Annotated in this window: 13 protein-coding genes and 1 tRNA gene; 9 read left to right on the forward strand and 5 right to left on the reverse strand. The window is 31.2% G+C overall.

The genetic code is table 11. The annotated features are described in order from the left end of the window. Nucleotides 1–206: 206 nt before the first annotated feature. Complete coding sequence (locus WHD08_RS12550) at nt 207–989, reverse strand: amidohydrolase (protein ID WP_208890590.1); 783 nt, start codon at nt 987–989, stop codon at nt 207–209. 70 nt (nt 990–1,059) lie between these two features. Between WHD08_RS12550 and WHD08_RS12555 the strand changes: the two genes are divergently transcribed. From WHD08_RS12555 to WHD08_RS12570, 4 genes are all read left to right on the forward strand, one after another. Next, on the forward strand, nt 1,060–3,798 hold the full coding sequence (locus WHD08_RS12555; RefSeq protein ID WP_208890589.1) for a PD-(D/E)XK nuclease family protein: 2,739 nt from the start codon (nt 1,060–1,062) through the stop codon (nt 3,796–3,798). 150 nt (nt 3,799–3,948) lie between these two features. Continuing rightward, complete coding sequence (locus WHD08_RS12560) at nt 3,949–5,283, forward strand: MATE family efflux transporter (protein WP_208890588.1); 1,335 nt, start codon at nt 3,949–3,951, stop codon at nt 5,281–5,283. Nucleotides 5,284–5,418: 135 nt separating this feature from the next. Beyond that, complete coding sequence (locus WHD08_RS12565) at nt 5,419–6,186, forward strand: enoyl-CoA hydratase/isomerase family protein (protein ID WP_208890587.1); 768 nt, start codon at nt 5,419–5,421, stop codon at nt 6,184–6,186. A 44-nt stretch (nt 6,187–6,230) separates the two neighbouring features. Then, a complete protein-coding gene (locus WHD08_RS12570; RefSeq protein WP_208890586.1) occupies nt 6,231–6,791 on the forward strand; it encodes an MOSC domain-containing protein in 561 nt (186 codons plus the stop codon). 172 nt (nt 6,792–6,963) lie between these two features. Here WHD08_RS12570 and WHD08_RS12575 read toward each other — a convergent pair whose 3' ends face one another. Together WHD08_RS12575 and WHD08_RS12580 are read right to left on the reverse strand one after the other, a co-directional pair. Then, nucleotides 6,964–7,542: a helix-turn-helix domain-containing protein gene (locus tag WHD08_RS12575; protein WP_208890585.1), complete on the reverse strand. Its 579-nt coding sequence runs from the start codon at nt 7,540–7,542 to the stop codon at nt 6,964–6,966. A gap of 126 nt (nt 7,543–7,668) precedes the next feature. Beyond that, nucleotides 7,669–8,811, reverse strand: coding sequence for an ATP-binding protein (locus WHD08_RS12580; protein ID WP_208890584.1), 1,143 nt, complete (start codon nt 8,809–8,811; stop codon nt 7,669–7,671). A gap of 178 nt (nt 8,812–8,989) precedes the next feature. Between WHD08_RS12580 and WHD08_RS12585 the strand changes: the two genes are divergently transcribed. Together WHD08_RS12585 and WHD08_RS12590 are read left to right on the forward strand one after the other, a co-directional pair. Then, nucleotides 8,990–10,177, forward strand: coding sequence for a phosphoglycerate kinase (locus WHD08_RS12585; protein ID WP_208890583.1), 1,188 nt, complete (start codon nt 8,990–8,992; stop codon nt 10,175–10,177). 278 nt (nt 10,178–10,455) lie between these two features. Continuing rightward, nucleotides 10,456–11,496 carry an aldo/keto reductase gene (locus WHD08_RS12590; protein ID WP_208890582.1) on the forward strand — a complete coding sequence of 347 codons (1,041 nt, stop codon included), beginning with the start codon at nt 10,456–10,458 and terminating at the stop codon, nt 11,494–11,496. A 237-nt stretch (nt 11,497–11,733) separates the two neighbouring features. Here WHD08_RS12590 and WHD08_RS12595 read toward each other — a convergent pair whose 3' ends face one another. Together WHD08_RS12595 and WHD08_RS12600 are read right to left on the reverse strand one after the other, a co-directional pair. Then, a complete protein-coding gene (locus WHD08_RS12595) occupies nt 11,734–12,036 on the reverse strand; it encodes a DUF6370 family protein (RefSeq protein ID WP_208890581.1) in 303 nt (100 codons plus the stop codon). Between the two features lie 112 nt (nt 12,037–12,148). After that, entirely contained in the window at nt 12,149–13,834 is a 1,686-nt protein-coding gene (locus WHD08_RS12600; RefSeq protein WP_208890580.1) for a glutamine--tRNA ligase/YqeY domain fusion protein, read from the reverse strand. Nucleotides 13,835–14,052: 218 nt separating this feature from the next. Here WHD08_RS12600 and folB point away from each other — a divergent pair, with 218 nt between their 5' ends. From folB to WHD08_RS12615, 3 genes are all read left to right on the forward strand, one after another. Next, a complete protein-coding gene (gene folB, locus WHD08_RS12605; protein ID WP_165733935.1) occupies nt 14,053–14,409 on the forward strand; it encodes a dihydroneopterin aldolase in 357 nt (118 codons plus the stop codon). 152 nt (nt 14,410–14,561) lie between these two features. Then, a tRNA-Cys gene (locus tag WHD08_RS12610) sits at nt 14,562–14,632 on the forward strand. Nucleotides 14,633–14,883: 251 nt separating this feature from the next. Further along, nucleotides 14,884–20,424: an alpha-2-macroglobulin family protein gene (locus WHD08_RS12615; protein ID WP_208890579.1), complete on the forward strand. Its 5,541-nt coding sequence runs from the start codon at nt 14,884–14,886 to the stop codon at nt 20,422–20,424. Nucleotides 20,425–20,640 lie beyond the last annotated feature (216 nt).

Consider the following 20,640-nt stretch of genomic DNA (forward strand, 5'->3'; position numbering starts at 1 on the left):
TTTTTTTGCAATATGTTACCTATTATAATTATTGTTTTGAAAATGGGCACGCCCAAATTATTTACAATATTATGAAGGTATATGAAGTCATAAAAGGATAATTTACAAATTAATTTCGAATCATTATTACTGTAGTACTTTATAAGATTTAAGTATCCTTTCCTTATACCTCGAATGAATCGTGTTTTAGTTATTTGGTTGAACTTCTATCGTTCAATTTTAAATGCATCCATATCAGTTAAAAAGCCCATTTTTTCTCGACTTCTAGTTTGTTTATCTTTGAATAAGGTAGCCTTTACAATTCCAACTTCGTTCTTTTTTAGATTAGAAGATTCCTCCCCTAAATAATCAATTACTATAGAGTTTCCTGTATGTTCATAATTATTAGCGTCTATTCCGGTTCTATTAACACCAATAACATAACTCATGTTTTCTATTGCACGTGCTTTTAAAAGCGTTTGCCAAGCTTTAATTCTAATAGTAGGCCAATTTGCCATGAAAATTAAAAGATCGTAATTTTCTGTATTTCTAGCCCAAACGGGGAATCGTAAATCATAACAAATCAACGGACAAATTTTCCATCCTTTGAAATTTATAATTAATTTTTCTGAGCCAGAAGTATACACTTTATCTTCTCCTGCTAAAGTAAAAGAATGGCGTTTATCATATGTTTCTATGTTTCCGGATGGATGTACAAATATCAAACGATTGTAAAAGTTTCTATTTTCTGTAATCACTAAACTTCCGCAAATAGCAAGATTCTTTTCTTTTGCCATTTTTAGCATCCAAGAAACGGACTTTCCATCCATCTTTTCAGCAACGTTTTCAGGTTTCATAGTAAATCCAGTAGTAAACATTTCTGGTAATACCACAAGATCAGTGTTTTTATAAAGTGTATTTATTTTCTCCTCAAAAAAAGCTAGATTTTTCGCAGGATTTTCCCAAACTAAATCAGACTGAATACCAATAATGTTTAATTCATTTTGCATCAAAAAATAATTTACTGTTTAAAGATGTATAAAAGTAAGTTTTTGTAATTTAGAAATCCAAAAAAAAGCTATGCAATCTTTTATTTCTACTACAATAGAGACTATTTTAAAAACAACTAAATCTTTTGAAGATGTCATTTTTGTACTTCCTTCTCAAAGAGCAAAAGTATTTGTAAAACAAACGTTTAAAGATAAAATTACCGTTGGATTTTTACCAGAAATTATAAATGTAGAGCAATTTATCAATAAAATTTCTGGAATAGAAAAAGCAGATAGCATTCAATTATTATTTCACTTTTATACTATTTATAAGGGAATAGAGAAGGAGCCTGTAACTTTTGATGTTTTTGCTTCTTGGGCTTTTACGGTTATTCAAGATTTTAACGAGATAGATCAACACTTAATAGCAACCAAAGACATTTTTCATTACTTAAGAGATATTCAGCGTTTAAAGAAATGGTCTGTAGAAGGAGAATTTAAAGAAACAGAATTAATGAAGGATCATTACTTGTTTCTAGAAAAACTAAACACATATTACAATGCTTTTTATCAATTTTTAAAAGAAAATAATATAGGGTACCAAGGTTTAATTTATAGAGAATCTTGTAAGAAAATAGATTCCTTTTTAGAAGATAACGTAAATAAAAAGTTCTTTTTCATTGGTTTTAATGCGTTAAATGCTGCAGAGGAATTGTTGTTTCAGAAAGTTTTAGAAGGTGGAAACTCAGAAATTTATTGGGATATTGATGAAGCATTTTTTAAATCGAATCATCAAGCAGGTAAATTTATTAGAAGGTATAAAAAGGAGTGGAGATATTATGAAAAAAATGATATAAAAACTTTAGGAGATACTTTTTCTGGACCTAAAAACATTGAAGTTATTGGAGCTTCTAAAAATACCACTCAAATTAAATATGCAGGTGAAATTTTAGAAAAAATCACTAATTTTAAAAATACGGCTTTGGTTTTAGCAGATGAAACCTTATTGCCAATTACGTTAAATTCTTTGCCTAAAAATATCAATGCTATTAATATTACCATGGGATATCCGTTAAAAGATGTTCCTACTACTAATTTATTGTTTTCTATATTTCAACTGTTTATTTCTCAAGATAAATTGCAGAAATCAATCGTGAATGAGTTTTATTATAAAGATGTAATTCGGTTTTTAAAACATCAATCTATTTACAGATTAATTCCAGAAATAGATGCTTTTTCAGACAATATCGCAAAGCATAATCAGACGTTTATCAATCAAAATGATATTCATAAATTATTAGAAAATTCAGAAGTAGCTTTAAAACAAGTATTGGTTTCGATATTTAGTTCTTATGCTTCTGTAGATGAATTTATAGACAGAATTTTAAACCTAATAGATTATTTAAAAGAAGATATTAGCGATTTAGAAAAAGAATATTTATTTAGATTTTATACCACATTTACGCAGTTAAAAACCTTACAAAATGAGTTTAAATACTTCCCGGATTTAAAAACATTAGCACTCTTTTTTAGGCAATTAATTTCTTCAGAAAGTTTATCATTTCAAGGAGAACCATTAAGAGGGTTGCAATTAATGGGAATGTTAGAAACCCGTGTTTTAGATTTTGAAAACATCATTTTAGTTTCTACAAACGAAGGGGTTTTACCAGCCAGCAGTCAGCAAAATTCTTTTATTCCTTTTGATGTGAAGGTCGAATTTGGTCTGCCAACCTATAGAGAAAAAGATGCAATTTTTTCCTATCACTTTTTTAGGTTAATGCAAAGAGCAAAAAATGTTTTTATCATTTACAATACAGAACACGACGTTTTAGGAAGTGGAGAGAAAAGTAGGTTTGTTACGCAATTAGAAATGATGCGAACAGATGTAATTCAGAAAACGGTTGCTCCCAAAGTTGTGAATCAAAAAGTTGAATTGAAAGAAATTAAAAAAGATGAAACCGTTTTAGAAAAGCTACAAGAATTGGCTGTAAAAGGAATATCTCCATCTGCATTGACCAATTATTTATACAATCCCATTTCGTTTTATAAACAAAAAATAATCAAACTTAAAGAGTTTGAGGATGTAGAAGAAACCGTTGCCTATAATACCTTAGGTACTGTTGTTCACGAAACTTTGGATGAATTGTATACTCCATTTGTAGATAAATTTTTACAAGCAAAAGACATCGACTTAATGAACAAGAAATCGAAAGATTTAGTAGTTAAGCATTTTAACGAAGCTTTTAAAAACGGAGATATTTCTACAGGAAGAAATCGTTTAATATTTGAGGTTGCAAATAGGTTTGTCAATAATTTTTTAGCACAAGAAAAAGACTTGTTAAAAGACAAAAACAATCAATTAAAGATTATTGCAACCGAAGAAAATTTATCCGCAGAAATAGAAATTGAAGGAATCAATTTTCCGATAAAAATTCACGGTCAAGTAGATAGAGTAGATGAGCTAAATGGAGTTTTGCGAATCATAGATTATAAAACGGGTATGGTTAGCAGTGGAGATTTACGCGTGGTAGAATTTGAAAAACTAAGAGAAAAAGAGCAACACAAAGCCATTCAGGTACTATTATATGCTTATTTGTACACCAAGAGCAAAAACTACGATTTTAAGAAACCGTTAGAAGGCGGAATTTATTCTTTTAAGAACTTAAACAGTGGTTTTTTATCGATTAATTTTTCATCCAATTACAGAAAACCAGATGTAGAAATTACCGAAGAAAAATTAGAAGAATTTATGGTTGAGATAAAAACTTACATCAAAGAAATGTATACGTTAGAAGTAGATTTTATTGAGCCAGCAGATTTAAAATATTAAAATATTTTTTTGGTGCTTACCACAAGGGGCAGGCTTTTCGTTACAAGTCCTCGTTTGTTTCTCACTGTGGGAATGGAATTTATCTTGAGAGCAGTCGAAAGGCTGCAATCCTTAACGCAAATGTAATTACCTTTGCAAAAAAATAATTTTTTGAGCACAACTATTACTTTAAAGAAGATTAATAAATTAGCAATTCCTGCTTTAATTGCAGGTATCGCAGAACCATTATTATCAATTACAGACACTGCAATTATTGGTAACATCTCTGAAAACGCAACAGAAAGTTTGGCTGCTGTAGGTATTGTAGGCGCATTTATTTCTATGTTAATTTGGGTTTTCGGACAAATTAGAAGTGCCATTTCTTCTATTGTTTCTCAATATGTTGGTGCTAACAAACTAGACGAAGTAAAAGGGTTACCAGCGCAAGCAATTGCCATTGTAGTTTTTGGAAGTTTCATCATATTGGCAATTTCATATCCGTTTGCAAAACAAATTTTTCAATTTTATAATGCATCCGGAACTGTTTTAGAGTATTGTATTACCTATTTTAAAATACGAATATTCGGATTCCCATTTTCACTTTTTGTATTTGCTGTATTTGGTGTTTTTAGAGGTTTACAAAACACCTATTATCCAATGATTATTGCAATTGTAGGGGCTTTGTTAAATGTTTTTTTAGATATCATTTTGGTATACGGAATTGAAGGTTATATACCAGCTATGAATATAGAAGGTGCTGCATATGCAAGTATTATTGCTCAAATTACAATGGCTATTATAGCCTTAGTTATGTTGCTAAAAAAAACGTCTATTTCCTTAAAAGTTAGTTTGCCTTTTCATAATGAAGTTCCGCGTTTGTTAGGAATGATAGGAAATCTTTTTGTAAGAACCATTGCCTTAAATACTGCTTTATACTTTGCTACTTCATATGCCACAGATTATGGTAAAGAATACATTGCCGCCTACACTATTGGTATTAATATTTGGTTGTTGGGTGCTTTTATGGTAGACGGATATGCTAGTGCAGGAAATATATTATCTGGAAAATTTTTAGGTGCAAAAGATTATACATCTTTGGTAGAACTAAGTAATAAACTTTTAAAATATGGATTGGTAATAGGAATACTTATTGGTCTGGTTGGTTTTATTTTTTACAATTTTATCGGACAAATTTTTACGAAGGAACCTGCTGTTTTAGAACAGTTTTACAATGTTTTTTGGATTGTTTTATTAATGCAACCTATAAATGCCATCTCTTTTATTTTTGATGGAATGTTTAAAGGTATGGGAGAAATGAAATATTTAAGAAACCTCTTACTTCTTTCTACTGCATTGGTATTTATACCGACATTATTGATTTTTGATTATTTCGATTTAAAATTAATTGCAATTTGGATTGCTTTTACATTTTGGATGATTGCGAGAGGATTGCCATTAATTATTAGGTTTAGAAAGAAGTTTATACCTTTAGTAGTCAACGAATAATTTTTACGTGTCATTCCGAAATGAGCTTTTTAGCGATTGAGGAATCTTATTTTTTAATTTCTTTGATTGATTTTCTAAAGATTAAAAAGTCTCATTCAAAATAAAATCCATTATTTTTACAAAAAGATATATTTTATGAGCACCACAAGACAAAACGGAAGTTTATATACAAGCATTCAACATAAAATTGCAACGATAGAATTTGGGCATCCTGCAAGCAATTCTTTTCCGAGTGAATTATTAGAAAGATTAGCTAAAGAATTACTTTCAGTAGGAAATAATGAAGAAGTTTCTGTTATTATTTTAAAGTCTGAAGGAGAAAAAGCATTTTGTGCTGGCGCTTCTTTTGATGAGTTAGTCGCTATTTCTAATTTAGAAGAAGGAAAACAATTTTTTAGTGGTTTTGCAAACGTAATAAATGCCATGAGAACTTGTGGAAAACTAATTATTGGGAGCGTTCAAGGAAAAACTGTTGGTGGTGGAGTTGGTTTAGCTGCAGCTTGCGATTATGTTTTGGCAACAGAAAGCGCATCCATAAAATTATCTGAATTTACCATAGGAATTGGTCCTTTTGTAATTGAACCCGCTGTAACACGTAAAATTGGTGTTGCAGGAACGGCAGAATTAACATTAGATGCAACCAATTGGAAAAATGCGTATTGGGCAAAAGAAAAAGGCTTGTATGCCAGGGTTTTTGAATCTCAAAAAGAACTGGAAGAAGAAGTTGGTTTTTTCTCAGAAAAATTAGCTTCTTATAATCCGGAAGCTTTGGTAGAAATGAAGAAAGTATTGTGGCAGGGAACAGAAGGCTGGAATAATTTATTAGCAGAAAGAGCTGCAGTTTCTGGTGAATTAGTTTTATCTGAATTTACTAAAAAATCATTGCAAAAGTTTATAAAATAATACACCTACAAGGTTTTTAAAACCTTGCAGGATAAAAAGGAATAATGAAAATCATTTCAACAAATATTGGCAAACGAAAAGAAATAGACTACAAAGGTACTTTAGTTACTACAGGTATTTTTAAATATTCTGTAGATAAACCTATTTTTTTAGATATTGAAGATGTAAAAGATGATGCTATTTGTGATAGAGAGAATCATGGTGGTGTTTTTCAAGCAGTTTACGGATATTCTTTAAAGCACTATGAATATTGGAATACTGTTTTTCCGAAAGTAGATTTTGAAATGGGAATTTTTGGAGAAAATTTAACCATTGATGATATAGAAGAAACTAAAATTCATGCTGGAGATACTTTTAAAGTTGGTGAAACTATTTTGGAAGCGACACTGCATAGAGAACCTTGTTATAAATTAGGAGTTCGTTTTAATAATATGACAATTGTAAAAAAGTTTTGGAAAACTACTTTTTGTGGCGTTTATTTTAAGGTTTTACAAACGGGTTTTGTAAAAGCTGGTGATGAATTCATAAAAATAAAAAGTTGCCCAGAAAACCCAACCATTGCAGATTTGTTTGTTGCTAAAAGAATTTTAAACGGTATTAGTTAAACTTTTTTATTATAGCTTTTTATAGAAACTTACTAGAATAAAGTACCTGATTTTTTTAAAATTAACCACATAGTAACATAGAAAATATAGGTTTAAAGATTAACAGATAAAAAGACCCTTCAGGTTTCAAAAACCTGAAGGGTCTAATTTTGTTATTTATACAATATCATCCTTATTTTATGAATTTAATAGGGTTAGGATAAAACTTTCTTGTGCTTCCATTTCTAATTAAAATGGCAAATATTATTGGTAATAATATATTTATAAAATAAAGTATTGACCATATAAAAAGAGGAGAACTCGTTGAAGTAAAAGGTCCAAATGATATATGTTGGATTTTTAATATTGCACCTATTATTAAGGCAAAAAAAGCAAAAAAGGTCCAGATGATTTGAAAATTTAAAATATTAGCTCCAATTTCCTTTAAGCTAGTTATTTTATCCTTTTTTGTAACCCATAACATAAATGGAAAAATAATATTTCCTGTTGGTATAAAAAGGCCTAGTAATACTGATAAATGAATGGAAATTAAATAATTTTTATCAGTCTGCATTCCATAGTCTAAAATGTCTTCTGTATTTAAGTCTAAAACTTGGCAAATTAAATTGAGCGTTTTTCCTCTTGGCTCATTTTCGTTATTTTCAATTCGTTGAATAGTTCTTAAATTGATTTTTGCTAATTCTGCTAATTCCTCTTGAGATAGTCCTTTCTTCTTTCTTACGTCTTTAATTTTTTGTCCGATATTATTCATTGGTAATTAAGTTTTATCTTTCACAAAACTACTTATGAAATAACTATTTTGATAACGGTTTAAGCACGACATTTCTATGACATTCTTGTTATTACTTGATTTTATTCAATATAAAAAGATAAGACTCTAAACTGTCTCTTCTTTTTTATGTAAAAAACGAGTCAGTTTCATAGAAAGATCTAATAAAATTATCTTCGGATTTCCGTTTCTTTCTATATGATACATGGCATCATTGAGTTCTTTTTCGATGTCTAAAATATTTCCAGAATGCACAAAAGGAGCAAATTTAGAAAGATTGAACCCAGTTTTAGATTCCATAAAAACCAAGTGATCCGATTTATAATTCAGCAACATTGCTTGTCTAAAAAACTGCAAACAATAGTCTAAAAAACGTTTTTGAGTTTCACGTCCGGTTTTGGCAATCGTGTCCGACCATTCAATTAATTGTTGCACAACAGCAGCATTTCCTTTCGCCTTAAAAGCAGTTCTAATCCATGCAATAAACCATTCTTCAAAAACAAGATCACTAGAATCGTTTTGTAACAATTGCAATGCTTTGTTGAAATTTCCTTCTGCCTGATGTGCAATTTTAGCAGCATCATTTTCTGAAACTTGATGCTTTTCAACTAGTGCATTAGAAATATCTTGCTCACTTAAAACAGGAAAATGTAATGCTTGACAACGAGATTTTATGGTATTTATAATCTGACCTTCGTTTTCTGTAATTAAAATAAAGACCGTTTTTTCTGGTGGCTCTTCAATCAATTTCAGCAATTTATTGGCGGCAGCAATATTCATTTTTTCTGCCATCCAAATAATCATCACCTTAAAACCACCTTCGTAACTTTTAAGACGAAGTTTTTTTACCACTTCTTCGGCTTCATCAACACCAATAATTCCTTGTTTATTTTCTACTCCAATATGTTGTAGCCAATTAAACAAACTTCCATAAGATTGTGTTTCTATAAAGCTTCTCCAATCTTCTAAAAACAAACTACTGACAGGATGTTTTTTTACATTATCATTAGAAGTAACAGGATAGGTAAAATGCAAATCTGGATGTTGTAATTTGTCGCATTTTAAGTTACAGACGTCCACGTTATCAGAAAAATTACACAATAAAAACTGTGCGTAGGCAATTGCCATTGGCAAAGTTCCGCTACCTTCTTTACCTACAAATAATTGTGCATGAGGTATTCTGCCGTTTTCAGCAGACACTTTTAAGTGTTTTTTAATGTGTTCTTGTCCGATAATTTGGTTGAAAAGCATGGGCAAATATAAAATTTGTTTGGCATTTATCCATCAATTTTAGAAGGCAATCTTTTTAAAGATTAAATATTTGAAAAGCACAGTATTTGGCTTCGCAAACGTTGTATTAAATTTAAGGTTTAACATTTCTAAAAGTTTAAATAATTCGGTATTTTTGTTGAAAATACATTAATAAAAGATGAAAACATTAAAAGATTTTAATTTCAAGAATAAGAAGGCGTTAATTCGTGTAGATTTTAACGTGCCTTTAAATGATAAATTTGAAGTAACAGATGCTACCAGAATTCAAGCTGCAAAATCTACAATTATAGATATTTTAGAGCAAGAAGGAAGCTGTATTTTAATGTCACATTTAGGGCGTCCAAAAGGATTTCAAGAGGAGTTTTCTTTAGGTCACATTGTAGAAAAAGCGACTGAAATTTTAGGAGTTAAAGTAAAGTTTGTTGCAGACTGTATTGGAGATAAAGTAGAAGAAGCTGTTGCAAATTTACAATCTGGAGAAATCTTATTATTAGAAAACCTACGTTTCTACGAAGAAGAGAAAAAAGGAGATGTTGATTTTGCAGAAAAATTATCTAAATTAGGTGATGTTTATGTAAACGATGCTTTTGGTACTGCACACAGAGCACATGCATCAACAACAATTATTGCACAATTTTTTCCTGAAAACAAATGTTTTGGAAATTTATTAGCAAGAGAAATAGAAAGTATAGATAAAGTATTAAACAATTCTGAAAAACCAGTTTTAGCAATTTTAGGTGGTGCAAAAGTATCTTCTAAAATTACTGTTATTGAAAATATTTTAGACAAAGTAGATCACCTAATTATTGGTGGTGGAATGAGTTTTACATTTATCAAAGCACAAGGAGGAAAGATTGGAAACTCTATCTGTGAAGATGATAAAATGGAATTGGCTTTAGATATCTTAAAGCAAGCTAAAGCAAAAGGAGTAGAAGTTCATATACCTGTAGATGTTATTGCTGCTGATGATTTTTCTAACGATGCAAATACACAAACTTTAGATATTAATGAAATTCCTGATGGTTGGGAAGGAGTAGATGCTGGACCAAAATCTAGAGAGATTTTTGATACAGTTGTAAATAAGTGTAAAACTATTTTATGGAACGGACCTTTAGGTGTTTTTGAAATGGAATCTTTTGCAGGAGGAACAATTGCATTAGGTCATTCTATTGATAAAGCTACCAAAAACGGAGCTTTTTCTTTAGTTGGTGGTGGTGATTCTGTTGCTGCTGTTAAACAATTTGGTTTTGCAGATAAAGTAAGTTATGTTTCTACTGGTGGTGGAGCAATGTTAGAAATGTTAGAAGGTAAAACTTTACCAGGAATTGAAGCTATTTTAAAGTAAGATGAAAAGTGTTTCTTGAGTTTTTATCTCAAGAATACCTATAAACTGTCTTTCCCGAGAAATTGGGAATCTAGTGGTTATTTGTTGAATCGTGTAATTGTTTAACAGGGTTTACAAACCATAAACTTCTTTAATTTTAAATAAAATAAGTCAATAAAGCGTGTAATTTTAATAATTACACGCTTTATTTTTTGGTTAAAATATTAGTTTCTAAATTCGCAGTAAGTTTTTGTACAATTACACGATTAAACATTTACACAATTACACTTCATTTATATATGAAATACACAAAATTACCAAATACAGATATTAAAGTTTCTAAGATTTGTTTAGGAACGATGACTTGGGGGAAACAAAACACACAAGAAGAAGGTTTCGAGCAAATGGATTATGCTTTAGAACAAGGTGTAAACTTTTTTGATACCGCAGAACTATATGCCGTTCCTGCAACCCCAGAAACATACGGAACCACAGAAACGATTATTGGAAACTGGTTTAAAAAAACAGGAAACAGAGATAAGGTTGTTTTAGCTAGTAAAATTGCAGGTCCTGGTCCGTATACCGCACATATTAGAAAAAATGGATTAGCTAAAGAAGCAATAATTGAGGCTGTAGAAGGTAGTCTTAAAAGATTGCAAACGGACTATATAGATTTATATCAGTTGCATTGGCCAGAAAGAGGTGTTAATTGTTTTGGTACTAGAGATTATCCTTATAAAACTTCAAATGAAGAGGCAGAAAACCATGTAGAGATTTTAGAAACTTTAGATGATTTAATCAAACAAGGGAAAATAAGACAAATTGGTTTGTCTAATGAAACTCCTTGGGGAACCATGCAATATTTACAAGCTGCTAAAGAATTGAATTTACCAAGAATGGCAACAATTCAAAATTCATATTCATTAATACATAGAAGTTATGAATATGGAATGTCTGAAGTTTCTATGAGAGAAAATATAGGTTTATTAGCCTATTCTCCTTTGGCACAAGGTGTATTAAGTGGTAAATATTTAAGAGGACAAAAACCTGCAGATGCAAGAGGAATTATATATCCTAATTATATTACTCGATATCAAACAGGTGCTTCGGAGCAAGCGGTTTTAAAGTATGAGGAGATTGCATTAAAAAACAAATTGAGTTTAACAGAGTTGTCTTTGGCTTACATCAATCAATTGCCATTTGTAACGGGTAATATTATTGGTGCATCTAAAATGAGTCAGTTAAAAGAAAATATTGGAAGTATAAATATTGATTTGTCAGAAGAAATATTAGCAGAAATTGAAGCGGTTCATAAGTTAATTCCGAATCCAGCACCTTAGGTTAGTGGGCAGTTTTTCAGTCTTCAGTAGGCAGTATAAAAAAGTGAATCTCTAAAAAGTATGAGGCCTTGTCATGCTGAACTTGTTTCAGCATCTCAACTGTCGCAACTTCAATAATCATAAGAGTCTGAAATAAATTCAGATTGACAAAAAAATCCGATGAAATAATTTTCATCGGATTTTTATTTGTTTTTATTCCTACGAAAGCAGAAATCTATTTTTTACGTCTTAGTTCTTTTATTTCACCAACTCAATAGAACTTGCAAAAAAACGTCCATCCTCTACAAGACCAACAATTTCTGCCTTTCTAACTACATTACAGAAGCCAATTTTTTCATCATGGGCGTCACCAAAATCATCAATGCCAAAACCATCTACAAAATAAGCTTTGTCATCAAATCTAACAGCTAAACTGCATCCTGCTTCAGAATCTAAATCAAGCTGACATTGGCCACAAGATATTTCTGCAACATGTTTTACTTCTTTCTTGTTAGAACAAGAAGCGAATATTAATAAACTTAAAATAATTATTTTTTTCATAATTATAAATTTTAAATGAACATTCTATTTTAAAACACAACAGTGAGAACTACTTACATCCACCTTTTAACATAGCAGTGATAACTGAATACAGAGACTGAAAACTGCCAACTTATTTCCCGCCCCAAGAATCTCTCAATCCAACAATTTTATTAAAAATTAAATTGTCTTCGGTTGTGTCATTATCAACATTAAAATAGCCCATTCGCTGAAACTGAAAACGTTCGCCAATGGTAGCTGTTTGTAAACTCGGTTCTACAAAAGCAGTAATTACTTCTAAAGAATTAGGGTTTATAAATTCCATAAAATCCTTGTCTTTATGGCTATCTGGCGCTTCATCTAAAAACAATCTGTCATAAGCTCTTACTTCTACTTTTGCAGCATGTTTTACAGAAACCCAATGCAAAGTACCTTTTACTTTACGCTTGCTTTCTTCGGTGTCCATTCCAGATTTTGTTAACGGATCATATGTACATTGTATTTCTGTAATATTTCCGTCAGCATCTTTGGTACAACTAGTTGCTGTAATAAAATAAGCATTTTTTAAACGCACTTCTTTACCTAATTTTAAACGGAAGAATTTCTTATTCGCTTCCTCTCTAAAATCTTCACGTTCTATATAAATCTCTCTAGAAAAAGGAACCTCTCTGCTACCAAAACCATCTTCATAGTCGTTATAGTTAGCGTCTAACATTTCCTCTTTTCCTTCCGGATAATTTGTAATAACCACTTTTACAGGGTCTAAAACTCCCATCACTCTCTTGGCTGTTTTATTTAAATCCTCACGAATTTTAAACTCTAAAAGTGCTACATCAATTACGTTTTCACGTTTAGAAACACCCACAGTTTCAATAAAACTTTTTATAGATTCCGGAGTATAACCACGTCTTCTTAAACCAGAAATTGTAGGCATTCTTGGGTCGTCCCAACCAGCAACAATTCCTTGTTCAACCAAAGTTAACAACTTACGTTTACTCATTATGGTATAACTCAAATTCAAACGAGAAAACTCACGTTGTTTTGGCGGATTTGGATATTCAGATTTGCTAAAATCGTACACATTATCTCTAAACCAATTGTACAATTCTCTGTGAGGTTTAAACTCTAAAGAACATAAAGAATGCGAAATTTGCTCAATATAATCACTCTCACCATGCGTCCAATCGTACATTGGGTAAATGCACCAATCAGAACCAGTTCTATGGTGATCTTTGTACATAATTCTATACATTAAAGGATCACGTAGTAACATATTTGGGTTTTCCATGTCAATCTTTGCACGCAAAGTATGTTCACCTTCCTTAAATTGTCCATCCTTCATTCCTTGGAATAATTCCAAGTTTTCTTCAACAGAACGATTTCTAAAAGGACTATTTGTACCAACCTGAGTTGGCGTACCTTTTTGTGCTCTCATATCTTCTGATGATTGAGAATCTACATATGCTTTTCCATCTTTTATCAACAAAACTGCCCAATCGAACAATTGCTGAAAATAGTCTGATGAATAACACTCATTTGCCCAAGAATAGCCCAACCAAGAAATATCTTTCTTAATTGCATCTACATATTCTTGCTCTTCTTTTGCTGGATTTGTATCATCAAAACGCAAATTTACAGGTGCATTATAAGTCTCACCCAAACCGAAACTAATTCCGATTGCTTTTGTGTGACCAATGTGCAAATACCCATTTGGTTCTGGCGGAAAACGAAAACGTAAATTTTCTTTTGGCATTCCGTTTGTTAAATCCTCTTCAATAATATGCTCTAAAAAATTGAGCGATTTTTTCTCTTCAGACATCTGTTTCGGTACAAAATTAAGCTCCAAAATTACGTAAAATAACTCATTTTTCAGATCTTTTTTTGGGTGTTTCCCTGCGGGTCGTGCTTTCCACTGTAGTTTTTTATAGTTTCCAAAAAAAAACTATAAAAAAGCTGCCGTTTCAATCACTAACACAAGTAGTAGAAAGTCTATAAAAATCGGTTAATAACGCTATATTTGTTCTTTTAAATTACAAAATGGGAATAATACAAGTAAACAATATTAAACTCTATGCTTTTCATGGATGTTTAGACGAAGAAGGAAAAATAGGAAGTGAATACAGCGTTGATGTAGAAATTAAGGCGAATTTAAAAAAGTCATCTAGAACAGATGAATTAGAAGACACCGTAGATTATGTACACTTAAACCGTATTGTAAAAGAAGAAATGGCTATTCGTTCTAAATTGTTAGAAGAAGTGGCACAGAGAATCTTAGATAGAATTTTTAAAGAAATTTCTAGAGTAAAAAAAGCGAAGGTTTCTGTAGCTAAAATTAATCCTCCAATTGGTGGAAACGTAGAAGAAGTCGTAATTATTCTTACGGAAAAAAGATAAATTTTACGCAGATAAAAAGAGGATAACTTGTTTTAAAATCTTAAAATTTATTTGTTTTGAGTATTAATTTAAAAAAATACTTGTAATCTTTGTAAAATTGCGTAAATTTGCAATCCTTAAAAATAGATTTACATCTTGCTTTAAGATAAAAAGGTGTCTTGGCCGAGTGGCTAGGCAATGGTTTGCAAAACCATGTACAGCGGTTCGAATCCGCTAGACACCTCGAAAAACCCCAGTCATTCCGATTGGGGTTTTTTTATTTGGAATTTTTTATGGATTATATAGTCTTTGGGATTTATGTAAAAATCTTGACTAAGGTTTTAGTAATAAAAAACTCTTATCCTTAAAAGAAGAAGAAAAGAGTTAATAACCATTTTTTACGAATACTAAATAAACCATAGCGAATACTAAATAGTCGTACTTAAGGTCAAAAGGAATCCTTATTTTTGAGCTGTGTTTATAAATACAATTACTATGAAAAAGAAAAATCTACTTTTAACAATCTCAATCTTTTTACTGATCCTTTCTTGTAAGAAAGAAGAAGTTAAAACAGATAACATTTTTAAGTTTAAAGAATATATAAGTTACACTACGTCTGGAGTGGTTTCTGTAGCAAATAATATAGAAATAAACCTTGCCAAAGAAGTAGAAGGTTGGGAAGCAAATAAAGAAATTTCAACTGAAATTATTTCTGTGAAACCGCATGTAAGTGGTACCGTTAAAACAGTAAATAAACATGCTTTTATATTTATACCAGATGAAATTTTAGATGCAGATACAGAATATAGTGTTTCTGTAAATCTGGAAGAAATTTATAAAGACACGCCTCAAGACTTTGAAACTTATACTTTTCAGTTTAAAACAATTGCACCAAATTTTAATATTCAGACCAATAATTTACAATCGTATTCTAAAGAATTTCAATATTTAGAAGGTGTTGTAAAATCTGCAGATATTATTTCATTAGAAAATGCTAAAAAATTAATAAGTGCTTCTCAAAATGGAACATCAAAAAAGATCGTTTGGAATGAATCCTACAAAAACGGAAAGGTTTTCGAATTTAAAGTTGATAGTATTCAACGTTTTGTAGAAGACTCTCAATTAGCCATTTCTTGGGATGGAAAAGCAATAAATGCTGAGTCTAAAGGTGAAAATGAAGTTCTAATTCCTGGTAAGAGTAATTTTAAAGTACTTGGTTTAAAAATTAACAATACATCCGAGCAGTATATTTCCATTAACTTTTCAGATCAACTTAAAAAACAACAAAATTTTGACGGTTTGGTAACCATCAAAAATGAAGAGAACCCACGTTTTATTGTCAATGGGAATGAGTTAAAAGTGTTTTCAGAAAATAAGTTTCAAGGCGATGTTTTAGTTTCTGTATTTCAGGGAATTAAAAATGCTGATAATTATAAATTGAAAGAATCGTTTAAGGAAACCATCACTTTTGAACAAAAGAAACCAGCAATAAGAGCGATAAGTAGTGGAGCTATTTTACCAAATTCTAAAGATTTAAAATTCAATTTTGAAGCCATCAACGTAAAAGAAGTTGATGTTAGAATTATAAAAATCTACGAAGACAATGTACTTCAGTTTTTACAAGAAAACAGTATGAATAGTGATAATGAATACCAAATTATACGAGTTGGTAGACGTGTTGCTAAGCAAACCATTACGTTAATTGACAGCAAGACAACTAATACTCAAAAATGGAAGGCGTATAGTGTAGATTTGGCTAAATTGATAGATGCTGAACCTGGTGCTATTTATAGAGTAGAATTGAGTTTTAATAAAAGTCAGGCACTTTATGATTGTTCAGAAAATAAAAGTGTAAACTCTAATTTCGAAGAAGAAACATATGATGATTTAAGTAAAATAGAGGACGAAGAAGCGAGAGAAGAATTGTATTGGGACAATAAATTATACGATTATAAAGATCGTAATTATAACTGGCAAGAAAGAGACAACCCGTGTTCAGATTCTTATTACTACTATAAAGAAGTAACTCAAAATTTATTAGCCTCAAACTTAGGTATTATTGCGAAAAAAGGAGAAAATAATTCTTATTTCTTTGCCATAACAGATATTTTAAGCACAAAACCTCAGGCTGGAGCAACTATTAAATTATTTAATTTTCAGCAACAAGAAATTGTAACTACCAAAACAGATTCAGAAGGATTTGCTAATATTGAGACTTCTAAAGCTGCAGCTTTTGCAGTGGTTTCTAAAGGGAATAATAAAGGATACATTCGACTGTTCGACGGGAATTCTTTGTCTTTAAGTAAGTTTGATGTTGCTGGTAGCAAAACAGAAAAAGGCTTAAAAGGATATATTTATGGAGAACGCGGAGTTTGGCGTCCAGGAGACAATGTGTATTTAACGTTTTTACTAAATGATGCAGATAATAAATTGCCAAAAAACCACCCTGTTAAACTAGAAGTTACAGACCCTAGTGGAAAATTGGTGTATAAAAAAGTAACATCAGAAAACGTAAATAACTTTTACAACTTTATATTTTCAACTACTCAAGAAGCAAAAACAGGAAACTACAATGCAAAAATTTCTGTAGGTGGTGCAAAGTTTTACAAGTCACTAAAAATAGAAACTGTAAAACCAAATCGTTTAAAAATTAAGGTGGATTTTGATGATGAGGTTTTAGCCAGTAATAAACCAATTAATGGAACTTTAGATGTAAAATGGTTACACGGTACGCCTGCAAAAAACCTAAAAGCAGAAATTAAAGCAAAAGTTTCTACGGCAAATTATGGTTTTGAAGATTACAAAGACTATGTTTTTACAGATCCATCAAGAGAGTTTTTATCCGAAGAAATAAATATTTTTGAAGGGAAATTAGATGAAAACGGTTTCGCAAAAATTGATAGTAAACTAGCCATTGGTAAAAATGCACCCGGAATGTTAAATGTGCAGTTTTTAGTAAGAGCTTTTGAAAACGGAGGAGATTTTTCTATAGATGCTTTCACTAAAAAATATGCGCCATTTACCTCTTTTATAGGTTTAAAATCGCCAGAAGGAAATAGATATGGTTCTTTCTTTACAGATGAAAATCAGACTTTTTCTGTGGTTTCGGTTGATGAAAAAGGAAGTCCAGTAAAAAGAGATGAAATAGAGGTTGAAGTTTATAAAATTGAGTGGCGTTGGTGGTGGAGTTCTTCGGATGATAACTTGTCTAGATATACTTCTAGCACGTATAATAAACCATATAAAACTTTAAAGATTAGCACGAACTCTAAAGGAAATGGAAGTTTCAATTTGAATATTCTAGAAAGAGATAGAGGTCGTTTTTTAATAAGAGTAATCGACAAGAAAAGTGGTCACGCAACGGGTAGAACAGCTTATTTTTATAAAAATTGGTGGGAAAATTCTGGTTCTGATAATAAAGAAGCTGCAAAAATGTTAGTGTTTTCTGCGGATAAAGAAAAGTACAATGTTGGTGAAACTGCAAAAATTACATTTCCATCAGGTAGTGAAGGTCATGCGTTAATCAGTATAGAAAATGGTACAAAAGTATTAGAAACAAAATGGATGAAAACTACAAAAGGGAATACTTCTGTAGAAATTCCTATCAACAAAAATATGGCGCCAAATGTGTTTGTAAATATTTCATTATTACAACCACATCAAGTTTCTGAAAATGATTTACCAATAAGATTGTTTGGTGTAATTCCGCTTTTGGTAGAAGATGAAAGTACGAAGTTAGAGCCTCAAATTTCGATGCCAGAAGAGTTGCAACCAGAAAAAGAATTTACGGTAAAAGTTTCTGAAAAAAACAACAAAGCCATGACCTACACTTTGGCTGTTGTAGAAGAAGGTTTGTTAGATTTAACACGTTTTAAAACTCCAAATGCGTTTGATGTTTTCTATGCAAGAGAAGGTTTAGGTGTAAAAACTTGGGATATTTTTGATGATGTAATTGGTGCATATTCAGGTAGTGTAGATCAGGTTTTTGCCATTGGTGGAGATGGAAGTGCTGCTGCTGCAAAAAATAGAAAAGCCAACAGATTTAAACCAGTTGTAAAATTTATTGGTCCGTTTTATCTTAAAAAAGGAAAAACGGCATCACATAAAATTACGCTACCAAATTATATTGGCTCTGTAAGAACCATGGTAGTTGCGGGTGATGTTACTAATGAAGCTTTTGGGAATGCAGAAAAAGCGGTACCTGTTAAAAAGCCTTTAATGGTGTTGGCTACATTGCCAAGAAAATTATCCCCAAAAGAAAAAGTTACATTGCCAATTACCATTTTTGCAATGGATAACAAAGTAAAAAATGTAACGATAGAGGTAAAAACATCTAACGGAATTGCAGTGATTGGTCATAAAATTCAAAAACTTAATTTTGATAAGCCAGATGAAAAAATGGTGTATTTTGAAATGGATGTTTTAAAAGCAAACGGCATCAATACGGTTGAAATTATTGCATCCGGAAACGGAGAAAAAGCAACTTATAAAGTAGAGTTAGATGTTGTAAATCCGAATCCAATTACATCTAAAGTAGTAGATGCAACTGTAGAAGGCAATCAAAGTCAAACAATTAATTTTGATACATTTGGAGTTGAAGGATCAAATACCGCAATGTTAGAATTATCTACCATTCCTCAAATTAACTTTTCTGGAAGATTAGAGTATTTAATTCAGTATCCGCATGGTTGCGTAGAACAAACTACTTCAGGGGTTTTTCCACAATTATTTTTGAATGATATTTTTGATTTAACTGCGGATAAAAAACGTCAGATTCAAGAAAATATAGAAAACGGAATTAAAAGATTAGGAAACTTTCAGCAAGCAAATGGAGGTTTGAGTTATTGGATGGGAGAAAGTGAAACAGATGATTGGGGAACAACCTATGCAGGTCATTTTATGTTAGAAGCTGCTAAAAAAGGATTTGTTTTACCGTTAACTTTTAAAAGTGATTTTATTAGATATCAGAAAAATGCAGCAAGAAATTGGAGACCAGATTACAGAAATAATTATACAGATTTAGCACAAGCTTATCGTTTATACACATTGGCTTTGGCTGGTAGTCCAGATTTGTCTGCGATGAACAGAATGCGTGAGTTTAAACAAATTTCTAACGATGCAAAATGGCGTTTGGCTGCAGCGTATGCTTTGGCAGGACAAAAAGAAGCGAGTTTAGAAATTATGAACACTGCAAATATTAATTTTACTACTTCTAAATATAATTATTATTCTTACGGTTCTGTCGATAGAAACCGAGCAATGGCCTTAGAAACCATGTTAATAACTGATCATAAGGACATAAAAGAGGTAGCGAAATCTATTGCAAAAGAATTGTCTGGTAGTAAATGGATGAGCACACAATCTACTGCATATAGTTTATTAGCAATTGGTAAAATGGTGGTTAAAAACGGAGGGAAAGCTATTAATTTAGAATATACTATTGAGGGGAAAACGGTTGCTGTAGATACGCAAAGTTCTATGGTGCAAAGAACCGTTCAGGTTAAAAACGGAGCCAACTCTATCACTATAAAAAATGAAGATAATAATGTTGTGTTTGCAAGAATTATCAATTCTGGTCAGTTGCCTTTGGGTGATGAAATTACAGAAAGTAGAGGTTTGAGTGCGTCTGTTCAATATGTCGATTTACAAGGAAAATCTATCGATATCAACAGTTTAAAACAAGGTCAGGATTTTGTAGCAAAAATAATTGTGAGCAATCCTAAAAATGAAAATGTAAAAGACATTGCGTTGACACAAGTTTTTCCTTCTGGATGGGAAATTGTGAACACTCGTTTTACAGATTTTGGTACAACTACAAAAAGTGAAGCTCGTTATACAGATATTAGAGATGACAGGGTTAATTTTTATTTCGATCTGAATCAGCAGTCTAATAAAGCAGAAACAAAAACCTTTACAGTATTGTTGAATGCAGCTTATTTAGGGAATTATTATTTACCAGGAATTCAGGTAGAAGCAATGTATGATCATGATTATTTGGTGAGAACAAAAGGACGTTGGATTGAGGTGATTAAGTAGTCACTAGTAATTACAAATGTCATTCCGAATGAAGTATGATTGTCATTCCGAATGACGCAGGAAGAGGAATCTCATAATCAATACCAAACTTGTGAGATTTCTCAATCACCTGAAAAAGGCTTATTTCGAAATGACAGTTGGGGTTAAAATAAAATGGTAAATGTCTCCTCGAGCGCAGTCGAGAGGTTTTGATAAATTCCTAACTGCACACGAGCG

The organism is Polaribacter sejongensis (genome assembly GCF_038024065.1).
Lineage (GTDB): Bacteria > Bacteroidota > Bacteroidia > Flavobacteriales > Flavobacteriaceae > Polaribacter > Polaribacter sejongensis.

What these genes read in the sequence shown, in the direction of transcription:
- WHD08_RS12550 (WP_208890590.1), bottom strand. Translation starts at nt 989, where the DNA reads ATGCAAAATGAATTAAACATTATTGGTATTCAGTCTGATTTAGTTTGG.
- WHD08_RS12555 (WP_208890589.1), top strand. Translation starts at nt 1,060, where the DNA reads ATGCAATCTTTTATTTCTACTACAATAGAGACTATTTTAAAAACAACT.
- WHD08_RS12565 (WP_208890587.1), top strand. Translation starts at nt 5,419, where the DNA reads ATGAGCACCACAAGACAAAACGGAAGTTTATATACAAGCATTCAACAT.
- WHD08_RS12570 (WP_208890586.1), top strand. Translation starts at nt 6,231, where the DNA reads ATGAAAATCATTTCAACAAATATTGGCAAACGAAAAGAAATAGACTAC.
- WHD08_RS12575 (WP_208890585.1), bottom strand. Translation starts at nt 7,542, where the DNA reads ATGAATAATATCGGACAAAAAATTAAAGACGTAAGAAAGAAGAAAGGA.
- WHD08_RS12580 (WP_208890584.1), bottom strand. Translation starts at nt 8,811, where the DNA reads ATGCTTTTCAACCAAATTATCGGACAAGAACACATTAAAAAACACTTA.
- WHD08_RS12585 (WP_208890583.1), top strand. Translation starts at nt 8,990, where the DNA reads ATGAAAACATTAAAAGATTTTAATTTCAAGAATAAGAAGGCGTTAATT.
- WHD08_RS12590 (WP_208890582.1), top strand. Translation starts at nt 10,456, where the DNA reads ATGAAATACACAAAATTACCAAATACAGATATTAAAGTTTCTAAGATT.
- WHD08_RS12595 (WP_208890581.1), bottom strand. Translation starts at nt 12,036, where the DNA reads ATGAAAAAAATAATTATTTTAAGTTTATTAATATTCGCTTCTTGTTCT.
- WHD08_RS12600 (WP_208890580.1), bottom strand. Translation starts at nt 13,834, where the DNA reads ATGTCTGAAGAGAAAAAATCGCTCAATTTTTTAGAGCATATTATTGAA.
- folB (WP_165733935.1), top strand. Translation starts at nt 14,053, where the DNA reads ATGGGAATAATACAAGTAAACAATATTAAACTCTATGCTTTTCATGGA.
- WHD08_RS12615 (WP_208890579.1), top strand. Translation starts at nt 14,884, where the DNA reads ATGAAAAAGAAAAATCTACTTTTAACAATCTCAATCTTTTTACTGATC.